Source organism: Streptomyces rimosus, assembly GCF_008704655.1.
Lineage (GTDB): Bacteria > Actinomycetota > Actinomycetes > Streptomycetales > Streptomycetaceae > Streptomyces > Streptomyces rimosus.
Window position 1 is genome coordinate 7610177 of record NZ_CP023688.1, and the last position, 20486, is coordinate 7630662.

Annotated in this window: 17 protein-coding genes; 11 read left to right on the top strand and 6 right to left on the bottom strand. The window is 72.5% G+C overall.

Going from position 1 to position 20486, the window contains the following annotated elements; genetic code table 11:
- Nucleotides 1-13 precede the first annotated feature (13 nt).
- The 6 genes from CP984_RS33265 (at nt 14) to CP984_RS33290 (ending at nt 6166) form a co-directional block, all read left to right on the top strand.
- Nucleotides 14-964 carry a helix-turn-helix transcriptional regulator gene (locus CP984_RS33265; protein ID WP_003981614.1) on the top strand — a complete coding sequence of 317 codons (951 nt, stop codon included), beginning with the start codon at nt 14-16 and terminating at the stop codon, nt 962-964.
- 26 nt (nt 965-990) lie between these two features.
- A complete protein-coding gene (locus tag CP984_RS33270) occupies nt 991-1251 on the top strand; it encodes a CpXC domain-containing protein (protein WP_003981615.1) in 261 nt (86 codons plus the stop codon).
- 93 nt (nt 1252-1344) lie between these two features.
- Nucleotides 1345-1548 carry a hypothetical protein gene (locus CP984_RS33275; RefSeq protein WP_003981616.1) on the top strand — a complete coding sequence of 68 codons (204 nt, stop codon included), beginning with the start codon at nt 1345-1347 and terminating at the stop codon, nt 1546-1548.
- A 207-nt stretch (nt 1549-1755) separates the two neighbouring features.
- Nucleotides 1756-2040, top strand: a complete 285-nt coding sequence (gene tatA, locus CP984_RS33280) for a Sec-independent protein translocase subunit TatA (protein WP_003981617.1) — start codon at nt 1756-1758, stop codon at nt 2038-2040.
- A gap of 112 nt (nt 2041-2152) precedes the next feature.
- Entirely contained in the window at nt 2153-3076 is a 924-nt protein-coding gene (gene tatC / locus CP984_RS33285) for a twin-arginine translocase subunit TatC (protein WP_003981618.1), read from the top strand.
- 270 nt (nt 3077-3346) lie between these two features.
- On the top strand, nt 3347-6166 hold the full coding sequence (locus CP984_RS33290) for a DEAD/DEAH box helicase (protein WP_003981619.1): 2820 nt from the start codon (nt 3347-3349) through the stop codon (nt 6164-6166).
- Between the two features lie 81 nt (nt 6167-6247).
- On the opposite strand, the gene CP984_RS33295 is transcribed toward CP984_RS33290, so the two are convergent.
- Nucleotides 6248-7162, bottom strand: coding sequence for a methyltransferase domain-containing protein (locus CP984_RS33295; protein ID WP_003981620.1), 915 nt, complete (start codon nt 7160-7162; stop codon nt 6248-6250).
- Here CP984_RS33295 and pdxR point away from each other — a divergent pair.
- Complete coding sequence (gene pdxR / locus CP984_RS33300; protein ID WP_094777491.1) at nt 7161-8702, top strand: MocR-like pyridoxine biosynthesis transcription factor PdxR; 1542 nt, start codon at nt 7161-7163, stop codon at nt 8700-8702. The two genes, CP984_RS33295 and pdxR, sit on opposite strands and share 2 nt — an antisense overlap.
- A gap of 611 nt (nt 8703-9313) precedes the next feature.
- Here the strand turns inward: pdxR and CP984_RS33305 are convergent.
- Together CP984_RS33305 and CP984_RS33310 are read right to left on the bottom strand one after the other, a co-directional pair.
- Complete coding sequence (locus CP984_RS33305) at nt 9314-10171, bottom strand: siderophore-interacting protein (protein WP_003985316.1); 858 nt, start codon at nt 10169-10171, stop codon at nt 9314-9316.
- A 69-nt stretch (nt 10172-10240) separates the two neighbouring features.
- Nucleotides 10241-11164: a 5'-3' exonuclease gene (locus tag CP984_RS33310; protein ID WP_003985317.1), complete on the bottom strand. Its 924-nt coding sequence runs from the start codon at nt 11162-11164 to the stop codon at nt 10241-10243.
- A 255-nt stretch (nt 11165-11419) separates the two neighbouring features.
- Here CP984_RS33310 and CP984_RS33315 point away from each other — a divergent pair, with 255 nt between their 5' ends.
- From CP984_RS33315 to CP984_RS33325, 3 genes are all read left to right on the top strand, one after another.
- On the top strand, nt 11420-12619 hold the full coding sequence (locus CP984_RS33315) for a quaternary amine ABC transporter ATP-binding protein (RefSeq protein ID WP_003985318.1): 1200 nt from the start codon (nt 11420-11422) through the stop codon (nt 12617-12619).
- Entirely contained in the window at nt 12612-15209 is a 2598-nt protein-coding gene (locus CP984_RS33320) for an ABC transporter permease/substrate binding protein (RefSeq protein WP_003985319.1), read from the top strand. The genes CP984_RS33315 and CP984_RS33320 overlap by 8 nt, the downstream gene beginning before the upstream one ends.
- A gap of 138 nt (nt 15210-15347) precedes the next feature.
- Nucleotides 15348-16049, top strand: coding sequence for a helical backbone metal receptor (locus CP984_RS33325; RefSeq protein WP_235209375.1), 702 nt, complete (start codon nt 15348-15350; stop codon nt 16047-16049).
- Here CP984_RS33325 and CP984_RS33330 read toward each other — a convergent pair.
- Entirely contained in the window at nt 16021-17199 is a 1179-nt protein-coding gene (locus CP984_RS33330; RefSeq protein WP_003985321.1) for a TDT family transporter, read from the bottom strand. The two genes, CP984_RS33325 and CP984_RS33330, sit on opposite strands and share 29 nt — an antisense overlap.
- Nucleotides 17200-17269: 70 nt before the next feature.
- On the opposite strand from CP984_RS33330, the gene CP984_RS33335 reads away from it, so the two are divergent.
- Nucleotides 17270-18217: a LysR family transcriptional regulator gene (locus tag CP984_RS33335; protein WP_003985323.1), complete on the top strand. Its 948-nt coding sequence runs from the start codon at nt 17270-17272 to the stop codon at nt 18215-18217.
- Nucleotides 18218-18236: 19 nt separating this feature from the next.
- Here the strand turns inward: CP984_RS33335 and CP984_RS33340 are convergent, their stop codons facing one another.
- Together CP984_RS33340 and eat are read right to left on the bottom strand one after the other, a co-directional pair.
- Nucleotides 18237-18929, bottom strand: coding sequence for a gamma-glutamyl-gamma-aminobutyrate hydrolase family protein (locus tag CP984_RS33340; RefSeq protein ID WP_003985324.1), 693 nt, complete (start codon nt 18927-18929; stop codon nt 18237-18239).
- A gap of 39 nt (nt 18930-18968) precedes the next feature.
- The gene (eat, locus tag CP984_RS33345; protein WP_003985325.1) at nt 18969-20441 is read right to left on the bottom strand and encodes an ethanolamine permease; all 1473 of its coding nucleotides are present in this window, start codon (nt 20439-20441) and stop codon (nt 18969-18971) included.
- Nucleotides 20442-20486 lie beyond the last annotated feature (45 nt).

Below are 20486 nucleotides of genomic sequence, written 5' to 3' on the forward strand. Positions count from 1 at the left end.
GGACGCACACTCCATGGCTACGAACGCGATCGACCAGACCCGGCGCATGCTGTCGCTGGTGACGTACCTGCGCGAGCGCCCCGGCGCCCGGGTCTCCGACGTCGCCCGCGCCTTCGGCATCTCCGAGGACGAGCTGATCGCCGACCTCGACGTACTGCCGATGTGCGGTACGAGCTTCCGCGGCGGCGACCTGCTCGACATCGACACCGACGGCGACCGCATCTGGTGGCACAACCCCGACGACGTCGCCGAACCGCTGCGCCTGGCCGCCGACGAGGCCACCGCCCTGCTCGTGGCCGCGCGCGCGGTCGCCACCCTGCCCGGTCTGCGCGAGGGCGACCGGCAGGCGCTGCTGCGCGCCACCGCCAAGCTGGAGGCCGCGGCGGGCGAGGCGGCCGGCGCCAGCTCCCGCGTCTCGGTCACCTTCGAGTCCGAGGGCGGCGTCTTCGCCGACGTCGACCGGGCCATCGCCGAGCGGCGCCGGCTGTGGCTTCGCTACTACTCGCCCGCGCGCGACGAGCTGACCGAGCGCGAGGTGGACCCGATCCGGCTGTTCGCGGTGGGCCACACGTACGTGGAGGCGTGGTGCCGGCTCTCGGAGGCGCGCCGCACCTTCCGGCTCGACCGGGTCGCCGAGATCAAACTGCTGGACGCCCCCGCCGACCCGCCGCCGGTCGAGCTGCGCGATCTGTCCGAGGGGCTGGTGCAGCCGGCCGCCGAAGATCCCGAAGTCGTCGTCGAGGTGGGACCCGGCGGGCGATGGGTGGCCGAGTACTACCCCCACGACAGCGCCGAGGAACTGCCCGACGGCGGCCTGCGCATCACCCTGCGCACCCCCGACCCCGCCTCGCTGCGGCGGCTCGCGCTGCGCCTGGGCCGGGACGGCCGTATCGTCGCGCCCCAGGCACTCGCGGACAGCGCGCGGCAGGCGGCCCGGCAGGCCCTAGTGGCGTACGGCGAGTAGGCACGGCGAAAGGGCGGGCGGCAACGATGACGACGACCACGGCGGGCGCGATGACCACGACCCTGACCGGCCCGGTGCTCTTCAAGGCGGCCTGCCCCGACTGCCGCGGCAGCTTCGAGCTCTCCTCGGACGCCCTCCGCCTGGCCATCGGCGCCACCCGCCGCACCACGTTCTACTCCTTCACCTGCCCGGACTGCGGCAGCGCCGTCCGCAAGCCGGCGGGGGAGCGGATCGTCGAACTGCTCACGGGGGGCGGGGTGCGGACGTTGCGGGTGCACCGTGGGTGACCGCGCCGACGCGGCCTCCGCCTCCGAAGAACCGTAGTATGTCCCACTTTTCGTGGGATCCGTCACGTTCACGCCCCCGATAGGCTTCGCCCCATGCTCTGGCCCATGATCGCCATCGCCCTCGGATTCCTCGGCATCGCCGTCCTGGGCATCCTCGCCGTCCGCGTCTTCGTGGAGGTGCGGCGGCTGGCCCGCCAGGTGGGGGAGACCTCGCAGCGCATCCAGCGGGCCGCCCAGGACCTGGAGCGCGCGGCGACGCCGCTGGCCGCGCGGGCCCATGAATCCCTGCGGGACTGATACCGCACCCTGCTGCTACGGGTGTGCGGGCGGTACGCTGCTGTTCGCAGTACCGACCGCGAGGCGGGGGAGGAAACCCACGGTATGCACGCGCATTGCCGCCCGTTCACCGCCGAACGTTACGATCGCTGTCAGCACTAGCACGCCAGTCCGACCCCCACGGCAGGCACCGAAGTAGACGCCGACCCGGCGAGAAGGTAGTCGCACATGCTCAGCAACCTCAGGGCCCCCGAGATCATTCTGATCCTCGTCGTCATTGTGCTGCTGTTCGGCGCGAAGAAGCTCCCGGACATGGCACGTTCGCTCGGCAAGTCGGCCCGCATCCTCAAGAGCGAGGCCAAGGCGATGAAGAAGGACGGCGGCGAGGGCGAGGCCCCCGGCAAGGACGCCTCCGCCGACTCCCAGGCCGCCCCGCGGACGATCCAGGCAGCCCCGGGCGACGTGAACAGCTCGCGCCCCGTCGCCGAGCCGAACCGCACCACCCAGAGCTGACCGGAGCCGACCAGCCCGGCCGGCCAGGTCGGCCGGCGGCGGCAGATGCACGAGACGAGGACGTGGGTTGCTCAAGTCTGCCCGCAAACAGCAGAGGGATCCCGAGGGGCGCATGCCGCTCGCGGAGCATCTGCGTGAGCTGCGCAACCGGCTGCTGAAGTCGGTACTGGCGATCGGCGTGGTCACCGTCGTGGCCATGCTCTATTACAAGGACATCGCCCAGTTCATCACCGGCCCGGTCATCGACTCCGTCGGCTGTCCGCGCGGTACGCCCGCGGGCACCCCGACGCCGGGCCACCCCTGCGCGGAGGTCACGGCGCAGGGCATGCTGGCGCCTTTCACGATCCTGCTCAAGGTGTCGCTCACCACGGGCGTCGTGGTCGCCAGCCCGGTGTGGCTCTACCAGCTCTGGGCGTTCCTCGCGCCCGGTCTGCACAGCACCGAGAAGAAGTACGCCCTCAGCTTCGTGGCGGCGGGTGTCCCGCTGTTCCTCGGTGGCGCCTACCTCGCGTACGCGGTGCTGCCGACCACGGCCGCCGCGCTGGTCGGTCTGACCCCCGACAACTGGTCCAACCTCTTCCCGGCGGACGAGTTCCTGGACATCGTCACGCGCATGGTCGTCGTCTTCGGCCTGGGCTTCGAGCTGCCGCTGCTGCTCGTCCTGCTGAACTTCGGCGGCGTGATCACCGGGCGGCGGGTGCTGAGCTGGTGGCGCTTCATGGTGCTGGGCATCACGATCTTCGCCGCGATCGCCACGCCCACCGGCGACCCGCTGACCATGGGCCTGGTGGCCGCCCCGATCGTGGTCCTCTACTTCGGCGCCGTGGGGATCTGCCTGTTCAACGACCGCCGTCGCCGGCGCGCCAACCCCGACCGCGAACTGAGCGACGACGAGGCATCCGAGCTCGACCTGACCCCCGAGGCCATCACCGGCTCCGAGCCCGTGTCCGGCAGCCGGATGCTGCCGGGGCAGGTCAACGGTGACGGGCATGGCGAGGGGACGCCGCGGCGGAACGGGTTCGACGATGTGACCTGATGCGGTGATGTGACCTGACGCCCCCGGGCGTGACGCGGCCGCGTCACGCCCGGGGGCGTCTTGGGTCTCGTGCCCGGCCTCGGATCGCGCTCCTACGGGGCAAATCGAACGTGCACATCCCCCCAGCGGGGGCTTACCCGGAGGCCGGCTACGGGAACCTCGCGCGGCCGGGTGCCCAGTGTGTCGGCCCGGTTCCCCGGTGGCCCCCGGTAAAGCCCGTCCATAATGATCGGCTCGTTGTCAGAGGTGGCCGGTAGGCTCGTAAGCACGATGACCGAGGACATGTCCCCTGCTGAGCGCTACGCCGCCGCCAAGCTGCGGGCGGCGGAGCAGGCCACCGCACTCGCCCCCTTCCGTGAGATGTACGACTTCGCGCTGGATCCGTTCCAGATCGACGCGTGCAAGGCTCTGGAGGCCGGGAAGGGAGTGCTGGTCGCGGCCCCGACCGGATCCGGCAAGACGATCGTGGGCGAGTTCGCCGTCCACCTGGCCCTGGAGCAGGGCCGCAAATGCTTTTACACGACGCCCATCAAGGCGCTGTCCAACCAGAAGTACCAGGACCTGGTGCGGCGCCACGGCGCGGACCGGGTCGGGCTGCTGACGGGTGACAACAGCGTCAACTCCGAGGCGCCGGTGGTCGTGATGACCACCGAGGTGCTGCGGAACATGCTGTACGCGGGCTCCCGGTCGCTGGCCGGCCTCGGCTATGTGGTCATGGACGAGGTGCACTATCTGTCCGACCGCTTCCGGGGCGCCGTCTGGGAAGAGGTGATCATTCACCTGCCCGAGTCGGTCACCCTGGTCTCGCTGTCCGCGACGGTCTCGAACGCCGAGGAGTTTGGCGCCTGGCTGGACACCGTACGCGGCGACACGGAAGTGATCGTCTCCGAGCACCGCCCGGTGCCGCTGTGGCAGCACGTCCTCGCCGGGCGCCGGATGTACGACCTCTTCGAGGAGCGCGAGGGCCAGGGGAAGGGCAAGGCCGGGCGCCGCGAGGTCAACCCGGATCTGGAGCGGCTGGCCCGGCTGGAGAACAGCCGCCCGACGTTCGGCCGCGACAAGCGCCGGGGCCGCAACCAGCGCGAGGCGGACCGGGAGCGCGAGCGGCGCCAGCGCAGCCGTATCTGGACCCCGGGCCGCGCCGAGGTGATCGACCGGCTGGACCAGGAGGGCCTGCTGCCGGCGATCACGTTCATCTTCAGCCGGGCCGGGTGCGAGTCCGCCGTGCAGCAGTGCCTGTATTCGGGCCTGCGGCTCAACGACCAGGAGGGCCGGGCCAGGGTCCGCGCCATCGTGGAGGAGCGGACGGCCGGCATCCCCGACGAGGACCTGCATGTTCTCGGCTACTACGAGTGGCTGGAGGGGCTGGAGCGGGGGATCGCCGCGCACCACGCGGGCATGCTGCCGACCTTCAAGGAGGTCGTCGAGGAGCTGTTCCTGAAGGGGCTGGTCAAGGCCGTCTTCGCGACGGAGACGCTGGCGCTGGGCATCAACATGCCCGCGCGTTCGGTGGTGCTGGAAAAGCTCGTCAAGTGGAACGGCGAGCAGCACGCCGACATCACCCCCGGCGAGTACACCCAGCTCACCGGCCGTGCCGGGCGCCGCGGTATCGACGTCGAGGGCCATGCGGTGGTGCTGTGGCAGCGCGGCATGGACCCGGGCGCCCTGGCGGGCCTCGCCGGTACGCGTACGTATCCGCTGCGCTCGTCCTTCAAGCCGTCGTACAACATGGCGGTCAACCTCGTCTCGCAGTTCGGGCGGCACCGCTCGCGCGAACTGCTGGAGATGTCGTTCGCGCAGTTCCAGGCGGACAAGTCGGTGGTCGGGATCTCCCGGCAGGTGCAGCGCAACGAGGAGGGCCTGGACGGCTACAAGGAGTCCATGACCTGCCACCTCGGCGACTTCGAGGAGTATGCGCGGCTGCGCCGGCAGCTCAAGGACCGCGAGACGGAGCTGGCCAAGCAGGGCGCGGCGCAGCGCCGGGCCGCCGCCGCTGCCGCGCTGGAGAAGCTGCGGCCGGGCGACGTCATCCACGTACCGACGGGGAAGTACGCGGGCCTGGCGCTGGTGCTGGACCCGGGCATGCCGTCCGGGCGGACCAACGGGCACCGCGGCCATGACGCGCACGACGGGCCCCGCCCGCTGGTGCTGACCGCCGAGCGGCAGGTCAAGCGGCTGGCGTCGATCGACTTCCCGGTGCCGGTGGCGCCGCTGGACCGGATGCGCATCCCCCGGACGTTCAATGCGCGCAGCCCGCAGTCGCGCCGCGACCTGGCGTCCGCGCTGCGCACGAAGGCCGGGCACATCGCGCCGGAGCGGCACCGCAAGCAGCGGGCGACGGCGGCCGACGACCGCGAGATCGCGCGGCTGCGCACGGAGATCCGCGCGCATCCCTGCCACGGCTGCGACGAGCGCGAGGACCACGCGCGCTGGGCCGAGCGCTACCACCGGCTGCTGCGGGACACCCGGCAGCTGGAGCGCCGTATCGAAGGCCGTACGAACACCATCGCGCGCACCTTCGACCGGATCTGCGGTCTGCTGACCGAACTCGGCTATCTGGAAGGCGACACGGTCACGGACGAGGGCCGGCGGCTGGCGCGGCTCTACGGCGAACTGGACCTGCTGGCGAGCGAATGCCTGCGCGCCGGCGTCTGGAACGGACTGGGCCCCGCCGAACTGGCCGCCTGCGCTTCGGCGTTGGTCTACGAGTCGCGCCAGGCGGACGACGCGGTGGCGCCGAAGCTGCCGTCGGGCAAGGCGCGGGACGCGCTCAGCGAGATGGTGCGGATCTGGGGCCGGCTGGACGCCCTGGAGGAGGATCACAAGATCAACCAGGCGGAGGGCGTCGGCCAGCGCGAGCCTGACCTCGGCTTCGCCTGGGCCGCGTACCGCTGGGCCTCCGGCTTCGGCCTGGACGAGGTGCTGCGCGAGGCGGAGATGCCGGCCGGTGACTTCGTGCGCTGGTGCAAGCAGCTGATCGACATCCTCGGCCAGCTCGCCGCCGCCGCACCGCCGGAGGTGGCGCGCAACGCCCGCAAGGCCGTGGACGCGGTGCTGCGCGGCGTGGTGGCGTACTCGTCGGTGGGGTGAGGTGAAGGCGCGGGGAGCCGTGCTTTCCGCCACGGTGCCGCACGTCCGGCCCAGCGGTCCGGGCGTGCGGCACCCCGCCCTTCACCCCGCCGGATTGACGGCCGTTCCCTTGAAGAACGTGTAGTGGAACGTGCCGCCCTCCTCCGCCGTACGCCGTAGATCGCGGATGCCCCGGTCCCATTCGGCCTCGGTCGTCAGCCCGGCGGCCAGGGCGTCGTCCCGTACGGACGCGACCATCGCGATGAACGTGTTGCGGGTGAAGCCGTCGACCAGGCCGGGCCGGGTCGCGTCGGCGTAGACCGTGCGCGGCCGTACGGTGACGTCCGCGTACCCGGCGGCGGTCAGCAGGGGCTGCACCTCCCGGCCGAGCAGCGCGTTGCCGCCGGCCGCCGCCTGCAACCGGACCTGGTGGCCGATGGCCGCGCGGGCGTGTGCGCTGTCGGGGTGGAAGAACGCCGACCCGTGGTCCCCTTCGATCACGGTGATGCTGCCGCCCGGCCGCAGCACGCGCCGCAGGCCCGTCAGTGCCTGCGCGGGGTCGGGCAGGTGCTCCAGGACGAAGCAGACGAAGAGGTGGTCGAAGGAGGCGTCGGGGTACGGGAGGTCGGTCAGGTCGGCCTGCTGCCAGTGCACCGTCGCGGCGTGCGGCCGTGTGGCGAGGCGGTCGCGGGCCCGGGCCAGCGACGCTGCGGAGATGTCGACCGCGGTGATGTGCGCCCCCGGGCTGGACGCGGCAAGGTGCACCGTCTGGGCGCCGACCCCGCACCCTGCCTCCAGGACCCGGCTGCCCGCCGGGTATGCCGTGCCCGCGTGCAGGAGCGCCGCCAGGGTCTCCGCCTGGTCGGTGAGCCGCCGGGTCTCGTGCTCCGAATAACCGTGTACGTAACGGGGGCTGTGGTCCGAACGGCCGTGTACGTGACCGGAGTCCTGGAGCGGGGCCGGGTGCTGGTCCCCGGGGGCGCCGGTCCCGTCCGTCGCCGTAGCTGCTGTACTCATGTCGTCACTCTGGCCGCACAATGGTCCGGTGCCCAGGTCCAAAGACGTGCCGTCCGACCGGTCCATACCGTCCGGGTCCGACTTCCTCCAGCTCAACGCGGCCGACGCGCCCGCGGGCGGGCTGTCCGACTGGCTGGCGCGGCGGCTGCGGCTGGCGATCGCCGACGGCCGCCTCGCGGTCGGCGACCGGCTGCCCGCCACCCGCACGCTGGCCGAGGAACTGCGGGTCTCCCGGGGCGTGGTGACCGAGGCGTACCAGCGGCTGATCGAGGACGGGCACGCCGCCGGACGGGGCCGCGCCGGTACGGTCGTCGTCGCCGCGCCCGTCGCGGCACCGGCTCCCGCGCCCGCCCGTACGCGTACGGCCGCCGGGCCGCCGCCCGGCGCGGTGTTCACCGCCGAGCCCGGCGCGGTGTTCACCGCCGAGCCCGGCGCGGACGTCTTCGACGTGGTGCGGGCGGCACCGGCCCGTATCGACCTCGGCCCCGGCACGCCCGACCTGGCCTCCTTCCCGCGTACGGCGTGGCTGCGCGCGGAGCGGCGGGTGCTCGGCACGCTGGCCGCCACCGGCCTGGGGTACGGGGACCCGCGCGGCACACCGGAGTTGCGGCGCGCCGTCGCCAGGTGGCTGGCCCGCAACCGTGGCATCGCGGCCGGCCCGGACGAGGTGCTGATCGTCAACGGCACCGCGCAGACGCTCGGTCTGCTCGCCCAAGTCCTGCGCGGGCGGGGCGTCTCCGAGGTGGCGGTGGAGGACCCCGGATCGCTCGGGGCCCGTCAGCACCTCCGGTACTGGGGGCTGCGCACGCCGCCGGTCCCGGTCGACGCGGACGGTATCCGGGTCACCGAGCTGCGGGACCGCGGCGCGCCCGCCGTCATGGTGACACCGGCGCACCAGTTCCCGACCGGGGTGGTGCTGGGCGGCGGGCGGCGCCGGGAGCTGATGCGCTGGGCCACCGATACGGGCGGTCTGATCGTCGAGGACGACTACGACGCGGAGCACCGCTACGACCGGCCGCCGGTGCCCGCGCTGCGCGCGATGCTGCCCGAGCACGTCTGTTACGCCGGAAGCGTCTCGAAACTGCTGGCGCCGACGCTGCGGACCGGGTGGGTCGTGGCGCCGCCGGAGCTGCACGGGGCGCTGGTCGACGCCAAGCGGTTCACCGACCTGGGCAGTGCCGCGCTGCCGCAGCTGGTGCTCGCGGAGCTGATGGAGACGGGCGAGCTGGAGCGGCGGCTGCGGCAGGTGCGCCGACGCCACCGGGCGCGTCGCGACGCGATGATCCGGGCGGTCGACACGCACCTTCCGGGCGCCGCCGTTCAGGGGGCCGCGGCGGGTCTGCACCTGACGGTCACCTTCGACGCGGGCTTCGCCGACACGGACCTGGCGGCCGCGGCACTCGCCCAGGGGGTCAAGGCGCACCCGCTGTCGTGGCATTGCCAGCGTCCCGGGCGGCCGGGGCTGGTGCTGGGCTACGCGGCCAGCACGGTGACCGAGATCGAGGAAGGGGTGGCGGTCATCGGGAAGGTGCTGGCGTAGGGCGGGTGCCGGGGAGCGGCGGCGCGTGGGTTCGTACGGCCGGTGGGCCGCTTCCGTACGGCGTGTCGCGCGCCGCGCATGCGCCCGTCCGACGCGCCGTGCGTGCCCTCGGCCGCGTACCCCTGCGGTGCTGGAGTGCCGACCGGACCACCGGCACTTCTCCGCCATGCCACCGGGCGGTCGCATACCGCTGCCGGAGGGGGGTGTTCCGCCTTGCATTCCGAGGTCATGCGGAGCGGAGACCACCGCTCCGCAAGGAGACGCGCCGCCGCACCGTCATTCGAACCTTTCCGGCCACCTGGACGCGGCGCCGGAGCGCCGGGTGTGTGTCACGGGGCGCGCGGGAGTGTCGGCCCCGGGGCGCTGTGCGGGTTACGGCGTGTCGCACTGTGCCGTACGACTGGGCCGTACGGCGTGGCGTGCGGCCCGCGGGCGGGGCGCGCCGGGCTCGGCGGACACCGGGCCTCCGCCACTGGGCGTCAACACCCAAGGGCGGGCCCGCAGTTCACGTACCCGCCGTACGTCCGTCCAACCCCGCCCACGCTCCGGAGGGCGCCCGGTGACGGCGGGCGCCCTCCGGCGGGGAGCGTACGGGGGAGAGCCGGGACGGGTCAGGAGGCGGTGGGGACGGCCTTCTCCTGCTCGGCCTCGATCTGCTCGTTCCACACCTTCTTGGACGCCTGCCAGCCGTCCTCGTCGTGGCCGCGGCGCCAGTAACCGGAGATGGACAGGTCCTCGCGCGGAATCTCGCGCTCGACGCGCAGCAGCTTGCGCAGCTCCTTCACGAAGCCCGCCTCGCCGTGCACGAACGCCTGGACCCGGCCCGCGGGGAAGACCAGCGCACGGACGGCCTCGACCAGGAGCTCGCCCACCGGCGCGTCGCCGCGGTGCAGCCAGGTGATCTCGGCGCCCGCCGGGGCCTCCAGCTTCTGCTCCTCCTCGGGGCCCGCGACCTCGATGAACGCGTGTACGGGCACATCCTCGGGCATCCGCGCCAGGGACGCGGCGATGGCCGGCAGGGCGCTCTCGTCACCGGCGAGCAGGTGCCAGCCGGCCTCGGCGTCGGGGGCGTACGCGCCACCGGGGCCCAGGAACAGCGCCTCGTCGCCCGGACGCGCCCGCATCGCCCACGGCCCGGCGAGGCCCGTGTCGCCGTGCACGACGAAGTCGACCGCCATCTCCCGCGCGTCCGGGTCCCAGCTGCGCACCGTGTACGTGCGTGTCCTGGGCCACTGGTCGCGCGGGAACGTGGCGCGGATCTCCGCGATGTCCAGCGGCTTCGGGTAGTCGACGCCGGGGACCGGGAAGACGAGCTTGATGTAATGGTCGGTGTACTCGCCCGCCGAGAACTCCGCCAGGCCGTCACCGCCCAGCATCACCCGCACCATGTGCGGCGTGAGCTGTTCGGTGCGCAGTACCTGCGCGGAAATGAGCTTGGGCTTTTTGCGGGCCGGACGCTCTGCTGCCACGACGATCTCCCCTGCCACGATTTGTTAGGTATACCTAACCTAACAGTTCGTCGGGCGGTGCGTCGCGCCTTATCGGCCCGCCGGGCGCAGCGTCGCGAGCAGCCGCTGCAAGGAGCCGCCCAGTCCCCACTGCTCCGCCAGCGCCTCCAGCCGCTCCGGATCGGCCGGCTCGCCGGGCAGCGCGGCGTCGAAGTCCGGTACCGGCACGTCGGTGGCGACCCGTACGACCTTCGGCGCCACCTCCACGTACGGGCGGGCCTCGGTCAGGCGCTTGCGCTGCGACGGGGTGAGCTTGGACGCGGGGTCGTCCACCGCTGCCATGATCCCGGCGAGATCGCCGTACGTCGCCAGCAATTTGGCGGCGGTCTTCTCGCCGATTCCCGGCACGCCCGGCAGGCCGTCGCTGGGGTCGCCGCGCAGCAGCGCCAGGTCCGCGTAGCCGCGCCCGTCCACGCCGTACTTCTCGCGCAGCAGCGCCTCGTCGGTCGTCCGGAGTGTGCCGACGCCCTTGAGCGGATACAGGATGCGGATGCCGCGCCCGTCGTCGGCCAGCTGGAACAGGTCACGGTCGCCGGTGACGATGTCCACCGGCCCGGTGGCGCGGGCGGTGAGCGTGCCGATGACGTCGTCCGCCTCGTACCCCGCGGCGCCGACCCGGGCGATGCCGATCGCGTCGAGCACCTCCTCGATCACCGGGACCTGCGGGGACAGGGTGTCCGGCACCTCCTCCGCGTCCGGTTCGGGGGAGCCGGCCGGGGCCTCCTCGGCGACCCGGTGCGCCTTGTACGAGGGGATGAGATCGACTCGCCACTGCGGGCGCCAGTCGAAGTCCATGCAGGCCACCAGGTCGTCCGGCTGGTGGTCCTGGACGAGCCGGGCGATGAAGTCCAGCAGCCCGCGCACCGCGTTGACCGGGGTGCCGTCCGGGGCCCGTACCGATTCCGGGACGCCGAAATAGGCCCGGAAATAGAGCGAGGCGGTGTCGAGGAGCATCAGGCGTCGAGTCACACCCCGATGATGCCGTACCCCCGCTGACGTGCGCGGCCGGTGCCGCGGGGCCGGGCGGAGCGGAGCATGTGAACTGGGTCACTGTTGCGTTTGTCATACCGGAAAGGGGGCAGGCGCGCGGCCGGAGCGGAGCCGGTGGAAATTCAACTTTTCCATCGGTTAAGGCGGGCCCGACCCGTACCGCACCACGACCTGTCCACGGGGGAGACGGGTCGTACTCAGTCAATTCGAGAGGTGTATGTGGCCAGGCTGCAAGCCGAGCACGTGTACAAAGTGTTCGGGAGACGACCCGAGGACGCGGTACGACGGCTCGAGGACGGAGCGAGCCGCGATGAACTGCGGGCCGACGGTACGACCGCCGCGGTGATCGACGCGTCCTTCTCCGTGGACGAGGGCCAGATCTTCGTCGTGATGGGTCTGTCCGGATCCGGCAAGTCCACGCTCCTGCGGACCCTCAACGGGCTGCTGGAGCCGACCGCCGGGAGCGTGCGGTTCGACGGCCAGGACCTGACCTCGCTCAGCGACAAGGAACTGCGCAAGGTCCGCTCGGAGAAGATCTCCATGGTCTTCCAGCACTTCGCGCTCTTCCCGCACCGCAGCGTGCTGGAGAACGCCGCGTACGGGCTGGAGGTGCAGGGCGTACCGCGGGCCGAACGCGAGAAGCGCGCCACGGAAGCGCTGCACCTGGCGGGCCTCAAGGGCTGGGAGAAGTCCTGGCCCGACGAGCTGTCCGGCGGCATGCAGCAGCGGGTGGGCCTGGCCCGCGCGCTGGCCACCGACGCCGATCTGCTGCTGATGGACGAGTCCTTCAGCGCCCTGGACCCGCTGATCCGCCGCGACATGCAGGACCAGCTCCTGGAGCTCCAGAAGACGCTGAAGAAGACCATCGTCTTCATCACCCACGACCTGAACGAGGCCATGCGCCTCGGCGACCGGATCGCCGTCATGCGCGACGGCCGCATCGTGCAGATCGGCAGCGCCGAGGACATCCTCCTGACTCCGGCCAACGACTATGTCGCGTCCTTCATCCAGGACGTCGACCGCTCCCGCGTGCTCACCGCGGGCGCCATCATGGTCGACGCGGACGAGGTGCTGGGCGGCACGGCGCAGGACGGTACGGAACTGCGTACGGCCGCCGACCTGCTGGCCGCCGCGCCCGCCACGGTCCACCGGGACACGCCGGTCGCGGAGCTGTTCGGGCCGTGCTCGACCGGGTCCGTACCGGTCGCGGTGATCGGCGCGGACGGCGAACTGGTCGGCGCGGTGCCCGTACAGCGGCTGCTGTCCGTGCTCAGCGACGGCGGGCAGCCGGACGGGGATCAAAAGGTGACGCCGGCTCCGGCGCGGACGGCGGTCCGGGACTCCGGCGATGCCGCCGCGGAAGAGCCCGCGGGCGAAGCGGGCGACAAGCCCGAGGGCAAGGTGACCGCCGGTGCCTAGGATCAACGTCGGCTCCTGGGCCGATACCTGCGTCGAGTGGCTGCGCCACCACCTCACCTGGCTCTTCGACTTCGTCTCCCATGTCCTGACGGACATGTACAACGGCATCGAGGCGGTGCTGACCGCCCCGCACCCGTTGCTGCTCATGGGCATCTTCGCGGTGCTCGCCTGGTGGCTGCGCGGCCTGCCGGCCGCCGTGCTGACCTTCGCCGGTTTCGCGCTGATCGACTCGATCCAGCAGTGGGAAGCCACCATGCAGTCCCTGGCGCTGGTGCTGGTGGCCTGCATCATCACCGTCGTCGTGGCGGTCCCGCTCGGCATCTGGGCGGCCCGCAACCGCGCCGTCGGCGGCGCCCTGCGCCCGGTCCTGGACCTGATGCAGACGATGCCCGCGATGGTCTACCTGATCCCCGGCATCCTGTTCTTCGGCATCGGCGTGATGCCCGGCATGGTGGCGACGATCATCTTCTCGATGCCGCCCGCCGTGCGCATGACCGAGCTGGGCATCCGCCAGGTCGACGGCGAACTGGTCGAGGCGGCCGAGGCGTTCGGCACCCACCCGCGCCGCACCCTGTTCCGGGTGCAGCTGCCGCTGGCGCTGCCCACCATCATGGCCGGTATCAACCAGGTCATCATGCTGGCGCTGTCCATGGTCGTCATCGCCGGCATGGTCGGCGCCGAGGGCCTGGGCTCCTCGGTCTACAACGCGGTCAGCTCGGTGAACGTCGCCCTCGGCTTCGAGGCCGGTCTCGCCGTCGTCATCCTGGCCATGTACCTGGATCGGATGACCGGCGCCCTCAACGAGCGGGTCTCGCCGCTGGGCCGCCGCGCGCTGGCCAAGGCGCAGGCCGCGCTGGGCGGCCTGAAGTTCCTGTACTGGAAGCCCGCCACGTCCGTCGCGATGGCCGGTGTCGTCGTGCTCGCGCTGGTCGCGGGCGGTCTGAACGTCTTCGGCAAGGACGGCGCGAAGACCGACGGCGGCGGCCGGCCGATCACGCTCGGGTACGTCAACTGGGACGAGGGCAAGGCCACCACGTACCTGTGGAAGGAGATCCTCGAACAGCGCGGCTTCAAGCCGAAGGCGCAGGCCCTGGAGGCCGGGGCGCTGTTCACCGGGCAGGCCCGCGGCGACGTGGACGTGCAGACCAACGCCTGGCTGCCCACCACGCACGCCGAGTACTACAAGAAGTACAAGGACAAGCTCGAAGACCTGGGCGCCTGGTACGACAAGACCTCGCTGGAGATCGCGGTCCCGTCGTACATGAAGGACATCAAGACCCTGGACGACCTCAAGGGCAGGGCCGGCGAGTTCGGCGGCAAGATCACCGGCATCGAGCCGGGCGCCGGCGAGATGAAGATCCTCAAGGGCAAGGTCCTCGGGGACTACGGCCTGGACGGCGAGTACAAGGTCGCCGAGTCCAGCACCGCGTCCATGCTCACCGAGCTGGACCGGGCGTACGCGGCGAAGAAGCCGATCGCCGTGACGCTGTGGTCGCCGCACTGGGCGTACGACAAGTACGACCTCACCAAGCTGGAGGACCCCAAGGGCTCCTTCGGCTCGGGCGACAGCCTGCACCTGCTCGGCCGCAAGGGCTTCGCGAAGGACGAGCCGCAGGTCGCCAAGTGGATGAAGAACTTCCACCTGGACGAGAAGCAGCTCACCAGCCTGGAGAACGCCGTCAAGAGCGCGGGCGAGGGCCACGAGCAGGACGGCGTGCGCACCTGGCTGAAGAAGAACCCGGGCCTGGTCGACACGTTCGCCCCGTCGGCGAACGTCTCGTACGCCAAGGGCAAGGACGCCGGCGCCGCGCCGAACATCGGCTACCCGGCGTGGGACGAGGGCATCGCCACCACGTACCTGTGGAAGAACGTCCTGGAGAAGCGCGGCTACAAGCCCACCGTCCGCAACCTGGACGTCGGCCCGATGTGGACCGGTCTGTCCAGCGGGCAGATCGACGTCGAGTTCGACGGCTGGCTGCCGGTCGCGCAGAAGCAGTACTGGGACCAGTACAAGGACGACCTCGTCGACGTGGGCGCCTGGTACGACAAGACGTCGCTGGAGATCGCGGTCCCGTCCTACGTCAAGGGCGTCAAGACGCTGGACGATCTGCGCGAGCACCGGGACGAGTTCAAGGGCAAGATCATCGGCATCGAGCCGGGCACCGGTGAGATGAAGCGCCTGAAGAGCACCGTCGCGCCCGCGTACGGCCTGGAGGACTTCCAGGTCACCGAGGCCGGCACCAGCTCCATGCTGGCCGAGCTGGACCGGGCCTACGCCAAGAAGGAGCCGATCGCGGTCGTGCTGTGGTCGCCGCACTGGGCGTACAGCAAGTACGACCTGACCAAGCTCGCCGATCCGCAGCACACCTGGGGCGACAACAACCAGATCAAGACGCTCGGCCACAAGAGCTTCCCGGAGAAGTTCCCGGAGTTCAACGGCTGGCTGAAGAACTGGAAGATGACGCCCGACGAGCTGGGGAGCCTGGAGAAGGACATCCAGGACGCGGGCAAGGGCCACGAGAACGACGGCGTCGAGAAGTGGATCGCCGACCACCCGGGCATCGTGGACAAGATGGCGCCGGTGAAGTGACGCGCTGAACCCTGCGCGTGGGCCCCGCCCCTGGCTGTACTGCCGGGGCGGGGCCTTCGCGCGTGCGGGGCGCGTCGGCCGCGTACCGTGGGGTGATGACGACCGGTCACCGCAGCGCCCCCCCGGGTGGTCTCCCTCGTGCCCTCGCTCACCGAGGCCGTGGCCGCCACCGCACCCGACCTGCTCATCGGCGCCACCGACTGGTGCAGCCACCCCGCCGGTCTGGATGTCGCGCGCGTCGGCGGCACCAAGAACCCGGACACCGCCCGCATCGCCGCCCTCGCGCCCGACCTCGTGCTGGCCAACGAGGAGGAGAACCGGGCGCCGGACCTCGGGGCGCTGCGGGCCGCCGGGCTGGACGTGTTGGTCACCGAGATCCGCGACCTGGACCAGGCGCTGCGCGAACTGGAACGCGTACTGGTGCGCGGCTGCCGGCTGCCCCGGCCCGGCTGGCTGGACGACGCGGCGGACGCCTGGCGGGACGTACGGGCCGGGGCGGCGGACCTGCGCGGCGCGGTGGTGCCGATCTGGCGGCGGCCGTGGATGGTGCTGGGCCGGGACACCTTCGCGGGCGATCTGCTCGCCCGGCTGGGCGTGCGGAACCTGTACGCGGACCACGCCGACCGGTACCCGCGCGTCCCGGTCGAGGAGCTGAACGCACGCGGCGCCGACCTGGTGGTGCTGCCGGACGAGCCGTACCGCTTCACGGCCGACGACGGCCCCGAGGCGTTCGCCGGACTGCCCGCCGCGCTGGTCAGCGGGCGTCATCTGACCTGGTACGGGCCGTCGTTGGCGGAGGCCCCGGCGGTGCTCAGGGCCGCGCTGGACGCGGCCCGGTGACCGGGGCGGCCGGGACTGCCGCGGGTGCGGGAACCAGCAGCCGTCCGCCCGCCAGCCCCCGCGCCGTACGCACCCCCGCCACCAGCCAGGCCGTCACCAGCACGCCGAACAGCCCCACCGCGAGCCAGGTGAAGGCCGCGAGGCCGGTGTGCCGGGCCAGCCCGGCCGCGCCCGTCACACACGTACCGACCGGGAAGGTGAACGCCCACCAGGTCATCGAGAACGTCATCCCGGCGCGGAAGGCCCGTACGACCAGGGCCGCCGCCAGCGCCAGCCACAGCAGCGCGAAGCCCATGACCGGCACGCCGTACAGCAGCGCGAAGCCGCTCATCGCCCGCGCGTATCCGGCGCCGACCGCGCCGGGCGCCGCGTCGGCGAGGTTGCCGACCGCGGTCGTGGACTGGCCCAGCGGGCCGAGGACGAGGAAGAGCGTCGGGGTCAGCGCGAGCGGCAGCGGGCCGTGGTGGATCAGCCGGGTCACGACCAGCGGCAGCATCAGCAGCGTGGCCAGCAGCGACATGCCGAACAGCGCGTAGCAGGCGAGGAGCATCGCCTCCTGCCACTGCCCGGCGGGCAGGTGCGGCACCAGGCCGGGGCCGAGCGCCGCCGAGACCATCGGCGCGACCAGCGGCAGCAGCCACACGGGCGAGGCGGTGCCGGGCTCGATCCGGTGCCGGGTCACCATCAGGTACGGGACCGCCGCGGCCGCCGCGAGTCCGACCGCCGTACCGGCGCACCACAGCGCGGCGTCCACCGCGACCGCGGTCCCCTCGCCGAGCACATCGGTGCCGACGGCGAGCGTCCCGCCGCCGACCGCCAACAGCGCCATCGACAGACAGCCGTAGAACGGGGCCACCGCCGGGTCGAGCAGATGGCGGCGCGCCTGGTCGGCGTGGTGGAGCCAGTGGGCGGTACGGGCGGCCAGCAGGACCACCAGCAGAGCGGCGGACAGCGCCCAGACCGCGACGTACGCGCCGCGCAGGAGCGGGGTGTGGGGCAGGGCGGCGCCGGCGTTGGCGACGATGGCGGTGCCCATGACGGCGGCGTACCAGTTGGGGCCGAGATGGCGCAGGGCCGCCGGAGGCGCGGCGGGGGAGCGGGTGGCGGTGCGGGGGCCGGTGCGGGCGGGGGACTGCGTCGGGGATGCCATGCTCCCAGCGTCATCCCCTGCCCCGCCTCCCACCAGGGACCTCGTTCTTATGAGGGCATAAGCTGGGGTTATGGCCAGCGTGAACGAAGAGCGCCCCGGGACGGGCCCCGTGACCCCGCTCGCGCACCGCGTGCCGGACCTCGGCGCGCTGGAGCTGCTGCTCGCCGTCGCCCGGCTCGGCAGCCTCGGGCGGGCCGCACGCGAGCGGGGCATCAGCCAGCCCGCCGCCAGCAGCCGCATCCGCTCGATGGAACAGCAGCTGGGCGTGTCCCTCGTCGAGCGCTCCCCGCGCGGCTCGCGCCTGACGGACGCCGGGGCGCTGGTCACGGACTGGGCGCGGCGGGTGGTGGAGGCCGCCGAAGCCTTCGACGCGGGCGCGCAGGCGCTCCGGGGGCGGCGGGACTCGCGGCTGAGGGTGGCCGCCAGCATGACCATCGCCGAATATCTGCTGCCCGGCTGGCTCATCGCGCTGCGCGCGCAGCGCCCCGACACCGCGGTGTCGCTGCTGGCCGGGAACTCCGCCGCGGTCGCCGAACGCCTCCTCGCGGGCGAGGCCGATCTCGGCTTCGTGGAGGGGCTGGACGTACCCGCCGGGCTGGACGGGGCGGTCATCGGCCATGACCGGCTGGTGGTGGTCGCCGCGCCCACCCACCCGTGGGCCCGGCGCCGTACGGACCTGACGGCCGCCGAACTGGCCGCCACCCCGCTGATCCTGCGCGAACACGGCTCCGGCACCCGCCAGGTCCTGGACGCGGCCCTGGCCGGACACGGCGGCCTGGCCGCCCCCTTGCTGGAACTGGCCTCCACCACGGCGGTCAAGGCGGCGGCGGTGAGCGGGGCGGGCCCTTCCGTACTGAGCGAACTGGCCGTGGGAGAAGAACTGGCCGCCCGGCGGCTGGTCGAGATCCCCGTCCACGGCACCCGCTTCGGCCGCGACCTGCGGGCGGTCTGGCCGTCCGGCCAGCGCCCGGCAGGCCCTGCGCGCCAGCTGCTGGGGCTGACGCGGGCGGTGCCATGACCGAGCGGCCCTGCGTCCTTCAGTTCCTGCCCGCCGCCGACACCAGCGCCTCCATCACCCGCGTATCGTCCCCGGCCTCCGGATGCCACTGCACCGACAGCACGAAGTGGTCCGCGTCGGGGAGTTCCAGGGCTTCGACCGTGCCGTCCGTCGCGTGGGCGGACGGGAGCAGGCCGTTGCCGAGGCGGTCGACGGACTGGTGATGGTAGGTCGGGACGGAGACCGCCTCGGGCAGGATGCCGCCGAGCAGGGTGCCCGGTTCCGGCTTGACCTCGTGGCGGGCGAAGAGGCCCGCGGGGCCCGCGTGGCCGTCGATGTGCTGGACGAGGGTGCCGCCCAGGGCGACGTTCAGCAGTTGCATGCCCCGGCAGATGCCGAGCAGCGGCACGCGCGCCTGTAGGGCGGCGTCGATCAGCGCCAGTTCCCAGATGTCCCGGTCGCGGGCCGGGGGGCCGGTGCGCGGGTCGGGGTCGGCTCCGTACCGTACGGGTTCGACGTCCGGGCCGCCCGCGATCACCAGGCCGTCCAGCCGGGCGACCACCTCCGCCGCGGTGCCGGGGTCGCCGGGCGGCAGCAGGGCGGCGAGGCCGCCGGAGCGCTGGACGAGGCGGTGGTAGCCGGCGGGGAGCAGCGCGGCGGGCAGGGCCCAGACGCCCCAGCGGGCGTCGTCGGCGAGGTAGGTGGTGATGCCGATGAGGGGTTGTGCGGACACGGGTCCTCCGGAGGGTGGGCTGCCCCAGCAGATGGGTGGTCAGTCGCGTTCCAGTTCGGCTTCGGCCTCCGCGAGCGCCGCGAACTCCTCCTCGGGGGCGGCCGCGACCAGCCGGTGCCGGGAGTAGAGCGCGAAGTACGCGAGGGCCACGCCGTAGACGACGAGGGCGATGAAGGCGGCCTGCTTGTCGACGAGGAACGTCGCCACCAGCGCGGAGCAGGCCAGGACGAAGGCGGTGGAGGAGGTCAGGACGCCGCCGGGGGTGCGGTACGGGCGGGGCAGCCGCGGCTCGCGGCGGCGCAGCACGATGTGCGAGAGCGACATCAGGGCGTACGAGATGGTGGCCCCGAAGACGGCGATGTTGAGCATACGGGCGCCGTCGCCGGTCGCCGCGGCCAGCGCGAAGCCGAGCGCGCCGGGCACCAGCAGCGCCAGGTAGGGGGCCTTGCGGCGGCTGGTGAGGGAGAGGAAGCGGGGCAGGTACCCGGCACGGGAGAGCGCGAACAGCTGACGGGAACCGGCGAAGATGAGGGAGAAGAAGGACGCCACCAGGCCCGCGAGGCCCGCGTAGTTGACGATGCGGGAGACGGTGGTGGGTTTGCCGTGCGGCTGGAGTGCCTGCACCAGCGGGTCGCCGACGGACTGGATGGCGGCGGAGCCCCGGGCGCCCGTCGCGGCGACGAAGGTGACCAGCGCGAGCAGCAGCAGGATGCCCATCGCGGCGGCCATCGCCTTCGGCAGCGTACGGGCCGGGTCCCTGGTCTCCTCGGCGGCCAGCGGTACGCCCTCGACGCCGAGGAAGAACCACATGCCGAAGGGGAAGGCGGCCCAGATGCCGAGCACGCCGAAGGGGAGCCAGGAGCTGGAGCCGAAGGCGCTCGCGTCCGCGGGGATGTCGTTCAGGGCGCTGACGTGGAAGTCGCTGAGCGCCCCGAACGCGAAGACCACGACCGCGGCGACCGCGACGGCGGTGACGGCCAGGCTGAAGCGCAGCGCCTCGCCCACGCCCCACAGGTGGATGCCGATGAAGACGACGAAGCAGGCCAGGTACACGGGCCAGCTGGAGGTCAGGCCGAACAGGCCGAGGGATTCCACGTAGTCGCCGATGAAGATGGAGATCGCGGCGGGCGCGAGCACGTACTCGATGAGGATGGCCGTGCCGGTCAGGAAGCCGCCCCAGGTGCCCAGCGCGCGCCGCGCGAAGCCGTAGCCGCCGCCCGCCGTCGGCAGGATCGAGGCCAGTTCGGCCAGCGCGAAGACCAGACAGGTGTACATCACGCCCATCAGGAGCGCGGCGATGGCCAGACCGCCGAAGCCGCCCTGCGCGAGGCCGTTGTTCCAGCCGGAGAAGTCGCCGGAGACGACGTAGGCGACGCCCAGGCCGGTGAGCAGGAGCGGGCCGGCGCTGCCCCGCCGCAGGGTGCGTTTTTGCAGGTAGGCGTCCTGGGGCGGGGAGTCGCCTGCCGCGGTGTCGAAGGGCGGTGCGGTGCGGGATTCGGTGCTGTCGGCCATGAGCCGCTCCTGCTCGCCGGGGGGGGGTGAGTTGAGGGGGAAGTG

What these genes read in the sequence shown, in the direction of transcription:
- CP984_RS33265 (WP_003981614.1), top strand. Translation starts at nt 14, where the DNA reads ATGGCTACGAACGCGATCGACCAGACCCGGCGCATGCTGTCGCTGGTG.
- CP984_RS33270 (WP_003981615.1), top strand. Translation starts at nt 991, where the DNA reads ATGACGACGACCACGGCGGGCGCGATGACCACGACCCTGACCGGCCCG.
- CP984_RS33275 (WP_003981616.1), top strand. Translation starts at nt 1,345, where the DNA reads ATGCTCTGGCCCATGATCGCCATCGCCCTCGGATTCCTCGGCATCGCC.
- tatA (WP_003981617.1), top strand. Translation starts at nt 1,756, where the DNA reads ATGCTCAGCAACCTCAGGGCCCCCGAGATCATTCTGATCCTCGTCGTC.
- tatC (WP_003981618.1), top strand. Translation starts at nt 2,153, where the DNA reads ATGCCGCTCGCGGAGCATCTGCGTGAGCTGCGCAACCGGCTGCTGAAG.
- CP984_RS33290 (WP_003981619.1), top strand. Translation starts at nt 3,347, where the DNA reads ATGACCGAGGACATGTCCCCTGCTGAGCGCTACGCCGCCGCCAAGCTG.
- pdxR (WP_094777491.1), top strand. Translation starts at nt 7,161, where the DNA reads ATGTCGTCACTCTGGCCGCACAATGGTCCGGTGCCCAGGTCCAAAGAC.
- CP984_RS33295 (WP_003981620.1), bottom strand. Translation starts at nt 7,162, where the DNA reads ATGAGTACAGCAGCTACGGCGACGGACGGGACCGGCGCCCCCGGGGAC.
- CP984_RS33310 (WP_003985317.1), bottom strand. Translation starts at nt 11,164, where the DNA reads ATGCTCCTCGACACCGCCTCGCTCTATTTCCGGGCCTATTTCGGCGTC.
- CP984_RS33330 (WP_003985321.1), bottom strand. Translation starts at nt 17,199, where the DNA reads ATGGCATCCCCGACGCAGTCCCCCGCCCGCACCGGCCCCCGCACCGCC.
- CP984_RS33335 (WP_003985323.1), top strand. Translation starts at nt 17,270, where the DNA reads ATGGCCAGCGTGAACGAAGAGCGCCCCGGGACGGGCCCCGTGACCCCG.
- eat (WP_003985325.1), bottom strand. Translation starts at nt 20,441, where the DNA reads ATGGCCGACAGCACCGAATCCCGCACCGCACCGCCCTTCGACACCGCG.